The 1,863-nt window shown below is 49.9% G+C and carries 2 protein-coding genes, 1 rRNA gene and 1 pseudogene; 1 reads left to right on the top strand and 3 read right to left on the bottom strand.

The window, feature by feature from the left end; all coding sequences use genetic code 11:
- The 3 genes and pseudogenes from QZ506_RS17860 to QZ506_RS17850 form a co-directional block, all read right to left on the bottom strand.
- Nucleotides 1-71, bottom strand: a 16S ribosomal RNA gene (locus tag QZ506_RS17860); the annotation flags it as partial.
- A 403-nt stretch (nucleotides 72-474) separates the two neighbouring features.
- A complete protein-coding gene (gene murI, locus QZ506_RS17855; protein ID WP_291972958.1) occupies nucleotides 475-1,335 on the bottom strand; it encodes a glutamate racemase in 861 nt (286 codons plus the stop codon).
- A pseudogene (locus QZ506_RS17850) lies at nucleotides 1,280-1,573 on the bottom strand (TonB-dependent receptor); the annotation flags it as partial. The pseudogene QZ506_RS17850 and the gene murI, both read right to left, overlap by 56 nt.
- Before the next feature lie 41 nt (nucleotides 1,574-1,614).
- Between QZ506_RS17850 and QZ506_RS17845 the strand changes: the two are divergent.
- Nucleotides 1,615-1,863 (top strand): transposase (locus QZ506_RS17845; protein ID WP_291972959.1); only part of this gene is annotated, 249 nt, incomplete at its 3' end.

The following is a 1,863-nucleotide window of genomic DNA, read 5'->3' as shown; positions in this document are numbered from 1 at the left end:
TACCGCTCGACTTGCATGTGTTAGGCCTGCCGCCAGCGTTCAATCTGAGCCATGATCAAACTCTTCAATTTAAAGTTTGATTTGCTTCTACTCGAGAAGCGATGCTCAAAGAATTATTACTGTTAGTTCGTAATGAATTAACTGTTGTTCACTCTTCAAGACTTTTATTTCTTTAAGCCCTGAGGCTTTACGACAAAGTCCTGTGAGTGCCCACACAGATTGTCTGATTAATTGTTAAAGAGCGTTGCCACATCTACCGTGGCGCGGGAGGCGTATATTACGCTGCACCGCTGAAAAGTCAACGTTAATTTCTTCAATTTAGCGTTCGGCTTTTCTGTTTTACTTATTACCGTTACCACTACCGCGTGTCGCTGTTGCCGTGTCAGTGGAGGCGCATTATAGACACTTCTCGCGCCCTGACAAGGGCTAATTTCAATTTTATTTCCGAGTGCCTACTATTCCGCCAAAAAGCCACTAAAGCGGTAGTTTTTCCAACGATTCAAAGCCGAAACGCTGCAAAACGGGCCACAGGGTCGCCACTTTAGGCGTAATCGTCATGCAATAAGCCAGATTCTTTTCCGTGCTCAGCGCCGGTGGTTGTTCCAGGTTAGCGAGATGCCATGCGGTTCTTCTGGCGACTGCCGCCCCGGAATCCAACATCCGCGTGCCGTTTGGCAACACCAATTGTAACTCTTCCGCCAAGAGCGGGAAGTGCGTACAGCCAAGCACTACGGTATCTGGGGGCTCAGGCAATTTCAGCCAAGGGTGCAAAATTTGCTGCAACGCCAATAACGATACGTTATCCCCTTGCAACTTAGCTTCCGCCAGTTCCACTAACTCCGCCGCCCCCAGCAGCAATATCTGGCAATCCGTGGCAAAACGGGCAATCAGTTCATGCGTGTAGGAGCGTTGCACCGTGGCGCGCGTCGCCAGAACGCCGACGATGCCATTGCGTGTCAACTTTGCGGCAGGCTTCACCGCTGGCACAACGCCGACCACTGGGAAGGTAAAACGCTCGCGCAGCGCGGGCAATGAAATGGTGCTTGCGGTGTTACAGGCAATAACCACAGTAGCCGGTTGATGGCGCTGTTGTACCGCAGAAACGATGTGAACCACACGCTCAACGATAAAGTCTTGCGGTTTCTCGCCGTAGGGGAACGCTTCGTTATCGAAGGCGTAGATATAATGAAGATCCGGCAGCAACTGCCGAATCTCGTTATACACAGATAACCCCCCCACGCCGGAGTCAAACACCAAAACCGTGGGGCGGGCGGGCAGGTTAGAAGGTGTAGCTTCCGTTGAGATAGTACTCTCTTCCTGCCGTTTGATAGCCATATGCTGTATCGTACTCTTTATCAAACAGGTTGGCGATTCTACCACGAACTGTGAGATGAGAGGTGACAGGATATGATACAGCGGGATCTACCGTGCTGTAGCTTGGCAGACGGCGCTGCTCTGAATTGAAAGAACTGGTTGCGTTGTCAAAACGCTTACCGTTGTATTGATAAGCGATATTGACATCGAAATCATACATGGTCCAACGAGCCTGTACACGAGATTGTGTAATTGCCTGATTTTGATATGTTCAATCCAACATCAAAAGCAGGTTACTTTATGGACAAAAAACAGTTACAGGCTCTGGCTAACGAGCTGGCCAAAAATCTCAAAACCCCTGACCATCTCAACCAGTTTGATCGCCTGCCGAAAAAGATCAGCGTTGAAGCTGCCCTTAATGCTGAAATGACCCATCACCTCGGGCATGAGAAGCACCAGTCCAAATCTGGAACTAACACGCGCAATGGCTACTCCACAAAGACTGTTACCACCGGCGATGGTCCGCTGGAACTGCGTACACCACGTGAT

Source organism: Candidatus Symbiopectobacterium sp. (genome assembly GCF_020054415.1).
GTDB lineage: Bacteria > Pseudomonadota > Gammaproteobacteria > Enterobacterales > Enterobacteriaceae > Symbiopectobacterium.
This window is presented reverse-complemented; position numbering and strand designations above follow the sequence as displayed.

Excerpts from the sequence above, each read along its gene's own strand:
- murI (WP_291972958.1), bottom strand. The coding sequence starts at position 1,335 with ATGGCTATCAAACGGCAGGAAGAGAGTACTATCTCAACGGAAGCTACA.